Below are 8,315 nucleotides of genomic sequence, written 5' to 3' on the forward strand. Positions count from 1 at the left end.
CATCATCGATTTTTCCTTTGTTTATGAACTGGTAAAGGATCAATACAGCCCAATCGGGCGGGGATCAAAAGACCCGGCCATGATGGTTAAAATTTTTCTTCTGGAATTCCTGTATCGTCTTTCCGACGTGCAAGTCGTTAAGCGAATTCAGACCGATATTGTGTTCCGATGGTTTTTAAATTTAGGAATTGATGATCAGGGACCCGATGATACCACCCTCAGTTACTTCCGAGTCAAGCGCCTGACGGAAGACCATTTTGAAGCCTTCTTCACTGAGATCGTCAAGAAATGCATCGAGAAAGACCTCATCAAGACCAATCGTTTCATCATTGATTCCACGGATGTGGCCGCCAATGTCAATTACCCGTCAGAAAAGAATTTAGCCAGAAGTGCTTTCAAAAAGGTAATGAAAGAAGTTTCCAGGTTTAACGAACCATTAGCCACAGAGTTGTCTGCTGCAATCGAAGCAGACCTCGATGCAGCCTATGAAAAATCTGCCAAGGTCAGTTGGCGAAAACATTTTGAGATCACTCAAAAATATTTAGACCTTTTATATATCCGGTCCTATGATGAATTACAGGACAATGAAAAATATCGGGAAGCCTTCGGATTGTGCTATGATCTGTTATTCCAATATGTCAATAACACGAAAGATAAGATTATCAGCATCGTTGATCCGGATGCAAGGGTTGCCCACAAAACACCTACCAAGTCAAAGACGGGATACAAAGATCATATCATCATTGATGAAGACAGTGAAATTATTCTGGCATCGGTTCAAACCCCTTTTAACACAGGTGATGGCAAAAAATTAATCGAACTTCTTGAAAAGACAGAAACACAGGTTGGGTTAAAACCAAAGGAACTATCAGCCGACAAAGCTTACGGTGAAACCGAAAACCGGGCCTATCTCAAAGATGCACACATCATCACCAACATTGCTTTTTATAAAGAAACCAGCCGGAAAAACCAGCATGTATTGAAGCTATCTGATTTTGTCTTTTCAGAAGATTTGAACAGGGTTACCTGTCCTAATGGCAACAGCACGGAAACATGCAAAATCAGCTATAACAAAACCACGAACAGAGATATGAAAACGTTTCGATTTGATCCCAAACTTTGTGGCACGTGTCCATTAATCAGACAATGTATCCCTACTCTGCCAAATGGTAAATTCCAAAACAAAGGCAGAAAGATTGACATCTTTTTACGCTATGATGCTGTGTTACAGGACCGGGCCAGAGCGGCAACTGAAGAATTTACCATCGCATATCATAAAAGGTATAAGGTCGAAAGGCGATTTGCCACCATGGTCAGAAACCATGGACTGAGAAGATGCCGTTACCTCAGACTTAAAGGGGCAAAGATCCATATTACCATGGCCAACATGGCCTGCAATATTATAAGGATGGTTAATTTATTATGCCCGCCAACAAAAAAGGTAACGACTTAAACGAAAGAAGGCGAGGATATCAGCTGTGTATATGTTTAATCTCGCCGTCTTTAAAACTTTTCACGAGAAAAATAACGCGTAATTAGAAAACTTCTCTTTAATATCTTGAATGATTATTCAAGCTGCTAAAAAAATGCCGATTTTATGGTCGTTTTTCGGAGGTTTCCCCGACACCAACTTATAAACTTACTCTCAATAAGTCATACAACAATTCTCACCACAAAGGAGAAACCCCATGAAACCAGAAAAACTCACCGAAATCATCACTAGCGGCGAAGGTCTGACCGTCGAATTCAAACAAAGCCGAACCAAATTGAATCGGGATGTGTTCGAAACCGTCTGTGCTTTTTTAAACCGGGGCGGCGGTCATCTGTTTCTGGGGGTTGATGATCAGGGCGGAATTGTCGGGATCGAATCCGCTGCCATTGAAAAGCTGAAAATGGATTTTGTCACCGCCATGAATAATCCCCTGAAAATCGCTCCAACCTTTTATCTGACCATTGAAGCTGTCGAACTGGAAGGCAAAACCATCTTCCATATTCTGGTGCCCGAAAGCTCCTAGGTGCATCGCTGCAATGGCCGGATTTTTGACCGCAAAGAGGATGGCGATCTGGATATCACCGACAACACCAACCTGGTGGCCGGCTTGTATAACCGCAAACAGGGGTCTTATACTGAAAATCGCATCTTTCCTTACGCCAAGCTGTCCGAGCTTAACCCCGATTTGCTGATCCGGGCCAGAAAAATGGCCGCCAATGAACGGGCCGATCATCCCTGGAAAACGATGAACGATCTGGAGCTGCTAAAAAGCGCCGGCCTATATTTAAAAGACCCCCAGAGCGACAAAGAGGGGATTACCTTGGCCGGGATTCTGATCTTTGGAAAACCGGAGCTGATTCTGGCGGCCTTGCCCCATCACCGCACCGATGCCCTGCTGCGCAAAATCAATCTGGATCGTTACGACGACCGGGATGATATCCGGGTGAATCTGCTGGAGAGTTATGAACGGCTGATGCAGTTTATCAACAAACACTTAAACGACCCCTTTTATCTGGAAGGGGATCGACGGATCAGCCTGCGGGACAAGCTGTTTCGCGAAGTGGTTTCCAACCTGCTGATTCACCGGGAATTTGCCAATCCCTTTCCGGCCAAGCTGATCATTGAAACGGATCGGGTGGTCACCGAAGATAGAAAGACTGTACCTGACACTAGAAAGACTGTAGAAAGACTGTAGAAAGACTGAAAAAGACTGTACCAAAAAGACTGTACCTGACACCAGCTTATAAACTTATGATTAAATCAGGCATGATCTATAATCTGGTCAAGCAGTCGCTGATCAACAATTTCCCCAATGACCATTTCCAACAACAAAGGAGAAAACCCAATGAGACCAGAAAAAATTAGCGATATCATCAGTGGCGGCGAAGGCCTGACCGTGGAGTTCAAACAAAGCCGAACCAAATTGAATCGGGATGTGTTCGAAACTGCGGTGTCAGGTACAACTTATTGTCTTAACTTATTGCACAGAGCGAAGTCGTAATCAGACAACACAAGGGTCGAAGATTTTGTGCCCCGTCATAAATTGCCAAACAGGAGAAAAAGAAGACTGTACCTGACTACCAACTTATGACGTGATTCTACCAGCGAATGACGCAGTTAATGAAATTATGGAGGTATAAGATGTCAATTGTAAACGATGTTGTAAGAGGGATACTAAATAAGCGTCTAGAATTTGTAAGTCTGGAACCGGATTTGGAGGAAATACGGGGAATACAAATCTGTCCGGCAATCTTTGAATATGAAGGTGTGGTTGAACGTATTTTATCATCTGAGGAAGATGTTTTAGGTCAGTATCAACCGATGAGAAGTCCTGGTCAGATTATATTATTTGAGGAACGTCTTTCATCATTTTACTGGGGTCTTGTCGGACAAATAAGCAGAAACAATTATTTCATGGAAGAATCAGATCTTGAAAAAATGGCACACATGGTTGTTCTTAAAACTTTCACGCATGAACAGTTTCATCATTTTGCCGATGTTGCGCGTCATTTGTTTGGCAGTCAGTATGACCATCATTTGGAAGAAGCTTTGGCTGTTGCCTGGAGTCGGAAGAAGCTCATTGAACAAAGCAGGATCTGGCAAAGTAAAGAAGCAAGATTATCAGCACCCTTATATAATGAACTTATGGTTAATATGTATCGATATCAGTCTAACGGTTATCGTGATTGGGTTTTATATCAGTCAGAAGATGAATTTCTGATTGCCATATCAGATTATCTTGGTGGTTCCGGCAAAATTTCCTCGAGAAAAGCGGAATTAGTATGGGTCAGATTTTATTGAGAATATTAGACGAAGTGAAAGATAAAGGGGTTGTTGAGAGGCGGTTTTAGAATTATTTAAAAATTCTAGTATCGTGTGTTAGCATCTGTATCTGAAATTACTTTTTAAGTATCAGGGAAGGTAAAAGATGAATATTGAGGAAATGTTGAAAAATATTACAGCTGTTTCAGAAAAGTATGATCTGATAAATCAGAAAACAGGAGGCTGGTTTAATATTTTTAGAATTATGGATGTTTCAACAAACGAAGTAAAAATTTGTCAATTGATTTGTGATTTATTGAATCCGTATGGCTCTCATTATCAGGGGACCAGTTATCTAAAGTTGTTTGTTGAGCATGTTTTAAAAATAGATAATTTTAATTATAATGGGGTTCGTGTATTTAGAGAGTACTTGACCAGTGAAAATAGACGGATTGATTTGGTTATTGAAAACAGTACAATCACAATTCCGATTGAAGTTAAAATTTATGCAGATGATCAAGTTAATCAATTGAAAGATTATTTTGAAATGGCCAGAGGCGCCAATGTTTTTTACCTGTCATTATTCGAACGAGAGCCTGACAAAAAAAGCATCGGTAATATGAACACGGATAGGATAACAAACATTACCTTTGAAAAAGATATTGTAAATTGGATTGATAGATGTTTGCAATTGCGTGAAACCATTACCATTGCACCGATTCGTGAAGTGTTGCTGCAATTTAGAATGATAATTAAAACGCTGGCAAATCAAATGGGGGATGAAAAAGAAGTGGAAGTAAAAGAACTAATTTCAAAAAATAGTGAATCAATAAAAAGTGCAGTGGCTATCGAACAAAGTCTGAAGCAATGTAAAATCGACATGATGTATAAATTGTTTTCAACATTAGAAAATAAGCTAGAATTGCATGGTTTGAAGAAAATTGATGTATATGATTATTCAAATGGGAAGGTTGAAAAATATTATAATATAAAAGGTACTACATACCCTGCGTTAAGCTATCTTTATAAAAAGGGAGTTAAACCATATGTCGATATTATTCTCAGGTTTGAAATCGAGTATGATTTTTTTATCGGATTTTGTACACCAATTAACAATACATGTGACGGTGTGCAACTAACAATGGATGAGATAAGGAAAAATTTAGTCAATATTGACAGTAATAGATTAAAAATTGACTATTGGTGGATCTATATTGAAGAATTGTTATTAGAAAATGAGAGTCCGAATTTTAATGCACATAATGAGGCGTATTATAAATTGTTTGATGAAAATCATTTCAATGCATTTATAGAGAATTGTGTTGAGCGTGCGCTCGAGCTTTTAAAATGATTTCTAATAAATGCCCCCGGTTTTAAGGCATAAGGGTAGTCGTTCCCGACATCACCATATATATCGACGGTACCTGTGAAACCTCCGAAAAACTACGGGGACTGTGCCCGAAACCAACTTATAAACTTATTCGGAATAAGTCAGACATGATCAAGAGCAGAATCCAGTAGCCCTTCATCCCGGAGTCCATCACTGCCGCCAGTTTTATGGGACAACACAAGGGGTCGGAGGTTTTGTGTCTCTGAGTCGATTTCTGCTTGTTACATTTTTTCTTAATGTCAGTTAAAAAGCAAATCAAGATAAAACGTGTAAATACCATCGCGTCCAAGAACATGAAAATAGAACGATGCGATTAAACAGATAAAGAATTCTTATCGTTAATGCGTTAGCTTAAACGTCAGTTATTCGAAATTTTCGACTAACTGCAAATGAATACAGAGATGTGGGGACGTTTCCATTGTCTGAATGTACTTTTCATGGAGATTGACGCGGTTAGCCATACTAGAGACACCCTCTTATATGACAAGCAAGGACCCCATGATATTAAAAAAATAAGTTCAAAGGGAGAACTCAATGAAATCTACGGCATTCAAACAAATGGTTCTAGAACATCTTTCTACTTATAAAAATGAAGTGTTAGGTATTAGTAATAATGGGATGTGGAAAAACAATCGCTTCCAGTATTCGCACATTTTACCAGAAAATTTAAAGGAATTAAATTTTCTACCTATGACAAGTCCAATTGAAGCGGTTCATACGGCACCCAATATAAGCTTTCATAGTGGTGCACATCATCTGAATTCATCACAGATCATGTGTATAAATTTTTTTGCACCATTATTAAGGGATGCTGAAGGATTGAGTATATTGAAAGAAATTATTAAAAAAGAAACACTAATCAAATTTACTGATGAAGCAACCATAGTAAAAGCTTGTTTTGAATATGAACCGGATGAAAAAGAAGGCACAAACTTTGATTTCTATATGGAATTGTCCACTGGTGAAAGAATACTATTTGAAATAAAATATACAGAAAGTGGCTTCGGATCAATACATAAGGATAAGAATAATCCAAATAAATATGATGATAAATGGGAAAAACATTATGATCAACAAACTAATAAGAGCTTGTATTTGAAAGGGATTAGTAAAGAAGACTTCTATAAGAATTATCAGATTTGGCGTAACGTATCATACATCGTGAATGATAGTGATTACGTTGTATTTCTGTTTTCTTATTTAAATAATTCGCACGTGCAGGAAATACAAAAAACGGTTGGTTTTTCAAAGAAGCAAAAATATGCTAACGTTAGTTCTCTATGCTGGTATTCGTTTATAAGGACAGCGCTTGCGCTTACTAAAGATTCGAAATATTATTTTCATTTTCATTTGTTTAAAGAGAAATATTTAAAGTTCACAATTTCTGTGGATGAAATGACCAATTTGGAAAAATTATATTAATCCGGGGAACACAAGGGGACGGAGAGGGAGCAGTGAAAAAGTCGAAAAAACCAGTTTGACTACAGCATAAAAGACTAAGGACTCGAAATTCAAAATTACAAAATTCATGCCACCTGAAATTCAAAAACAGAACTTTTATGATTCAAAATGAGCAAAAAAATAACCCTGTATGGTATAATTAAGTACCAACAAAACCAACCAAACAGGGGGAAAATCATGCTTCGAATTGAATCAAAACAATCATCATTCCATTGTCTATTATATAGTAAAATTCCGGAAAATCATATCCTGAAACAAGTCAAAAATGTTGTGGATTTTAATTTCATCAATGACCTGTTGGAAGATACTTATTGTAAAAACTTTGGCCGACCAGCCAAAGAACCCGAACTGATGTGTAAACTGCTGTTTCTACAATCAATCTATCATCTGTCCGATGAAAAGTTGATCGAAGAAGCCTCGTTCAATCTGGCGCATCTCTATTTTCTGGGACTCAACCCGGAAGACGTGTTGCCGGAAAAAAGTCTCCTGTCAAAATTCAGAACCCAACGGCTGGGCGAACAAACCCTGGATGAAATCATCATTGAAATTGTGAGACAATGTGTCGAAAAAGGGATCGTCAAAGATGAAGGGGTCAGCATTGATTCCACTCACGTGGAAGCCAACACCATCAAAAAAACACCGGAACGCCTGATGAAGCACCTGGCTCGGAATATCATTACCGCGTGCGAGAAAGAAACCGAAAAAAAAGTCGATAACCTGCCGGAAGAACCGGCCTACAAAGAAATCAGCGATCATAAAAAGGCCAAGCAGGTGATGAAGGATTACCTCGAAAACGTCATCGAAAAAGTGGAAATGCATACGTCCACCAAACCATCTGAAATGACTGAAACAGAGGCGATGGTTTCACAGGCAAGGGAAATTCTGGACGATCCCAAATTTATTAATCAAACCGGGATTCGATCGTTGATCGATGAAGACGCCCGAGTTGGACGCAAAAGCAAAACTTCAAATTTTTTTGGTTATAAAGTTGAGTTTATCATGACCACTGACCAGCGGTTGATCACGGCAGTTCGAACTGGAAACGGTGCCTATGTGGATGGCAGCCAGATTGAAGGATTACTCAAAGATACTCAATCAAGCGGTTTGAAGGTATGTGAATTTTATGGTGATAAGGCCTATTTCAGAAAATCCATTCTCGAAAAGATTGAAGCAATGGAGGCAGAAGCCTATATACCCGTCAGTGGTTCTGCTTATCGCATTGATGAAAGTGAATTCTCCTATAACAAAGATTCTGATCAATGGTTCTGTAGCCAGGGAAATCAGACGGTCAGCCGAAGATACTATAAACGGAAACGCAAAGACTGCAAAAGTGGTTTTCAGGAAGGACATAATTATTACTTCGACGTGAAAATTTGCAAAAGCTGTCCGAAACATGATGAATGTGCAAAAAAGTCGGCCCGAAAAATTCTGAATATTGGGATCAACACCCTGGAATTTTATGAAATCTCCCAAAATCAGAAAACCGATGAATTTAAAGAGAAGTACAAAAAAAGAGCCAGCATTGAAGGAAAAAATGCGGAGCTCAAACGATCCCATGGGCTGGGCCGGGCAAAAGGCTATGGCCTTGTTTCGATGTCTAAACAATCGAAACTGGCAGCCATTGCAGTAAATTTAAAAAGAATAGCGGCCATCATGACCGCTAAATCTTCTTGTTTCTGTGAACTATTTGTCGTATTTAGAATTAATTTC

At 39.0% G+C, this 8,315-nt stretch carries 8 protein-coding genes; all 8 read left to right on the forward strand.

Annotated elements, in window-relative coordinates:
* Positions 1–1,453, forward strand: a 1,453-nt coding sequence (locus ACEW8F_RS13260; protein WP_373483950.1) for an IS1182 family transposase, incomplete at its 5' end; no start/stop codon positions are given.
* Between the two features lie 235 nt (positions 1,454–1,688).
* A complete protein-coding gene (locus tag ACEW8F_RS13265) occupies positions 1,689–2,015 on the forward strand; it encodes a helix-turn-helix domain-containing protein (protein ID WP_373483951.1) in 327 nt (108 codons plus the stop codon).
* A complete protein-coding gene (locus tag ACEW8F_RS13270; protein WP_373483952.1) occupies positions 2,016–2,687 on the forward strand; it encodes a hypothetical protein in 672 nt (223 codons plus the stop codon).
* A 150-nt stretch (positions 2,688–2,837) separates the two neighbouring features.
* Positions 2,838–2,993: a hypothetical protein gene (locus ACEW8F_RS13275; protein WP_373483953.1), complete on the forward strand. Its 156-nt coding sequence runs from the start codon at positions 2,838–2,840 to the stop codon at positions 2,991–2,993.
* 140 nt (positions 2,994–3,133) lie between these two features.
* Positions 3,134–3,793, forward strand: a complete 660-nt coding sequence (locus ACEW8F_RS13280) for a hypothetical protein (protein WP_373483954.1) — start codon at positions 3,134–3,136, stop codon at positions 3,791–3,793.
* A 127-nt stretch (positions 3,794–3,920) separates the two neighbouring features.
* Positions 3,921–5,105 (forward strand): PD-(D/E)XK nuclease family protein, encoded by a 1,185-nt coding sequence (locus ACEW8F_RS13285; protein WP_373483955.1) that lies wholly within the window; start codon positions 3,921–3,923, stop codon positions 5,103–5,105.
* Between the two features lie 573 nt (positions 5,106–5,678).
* The gene (locus tag ACEW8F_RS13290; protein ID WP_373483956.1) at positions 5,679–6,566 is read left to right on the forward strand and encodes a hypothetical protein; all 888 of its coding nucleotides are present in this window, start codon (positions 5,679–5,681) and stop codon (positions 6,564–6,566) included.
* 216 nt (positions 6,567–6,782) lie between these two features.
* The coding region (locus tag ACEW8F_RS13295) for an IS1182 family transposase (protein WP_373483957.1) at positions 6,783–8,315 on the forward strand (1,533 nt) is incomplete at its 3' end.

Origin of the sequence: Acetobacterium sp. (genome assembly GCF_041752335.1) — a bacterium.
Lineage (GTDB): Bacteria > Bacillota > Clostridia > Eubacteriales > Eubacteriaceae > Acetobacterium.

Bases quoted from the DNA above. Each gene is read 5' to 3' on its own strand.
- ACEW8F_RS13265 (WP_373483951.1), top strand. From the start codon at position 1,689: ATGAAACCAGAAAAACTCACCGAAATCATCACTAGCGGCGAAGGTCTG.
- ACEW8F_RS13275 (WP_373483953.1), top strand. From the start codon at position 2,838: ATGAGACCAGAAAAAATTAGCGATATCATCAGTGGCGGCGAAGGCCTG.
- ACEW8F_RS13280 (WP_373483954.1), top strand. From the start codon at position 3,134: ATGTCAATTGTAAACGATGTTGTAAGAGGGATACTAAATAAGCGTCTA.
- ACEW8F_RS13285 (WP_373483955.1), top strand. From the start codon at position 3,921: ATGAATATTGAGGAAATGTTGAAAAATATTACAGCTGTTTCAGAAAAG.
- ACEW8F_RS13290 (WP_373483956.1), top strand. From the start codon at position 5,679: ATGAAATCTACGGCATTCAAACAAATGGTTCTAGAACATCTTTCTACT.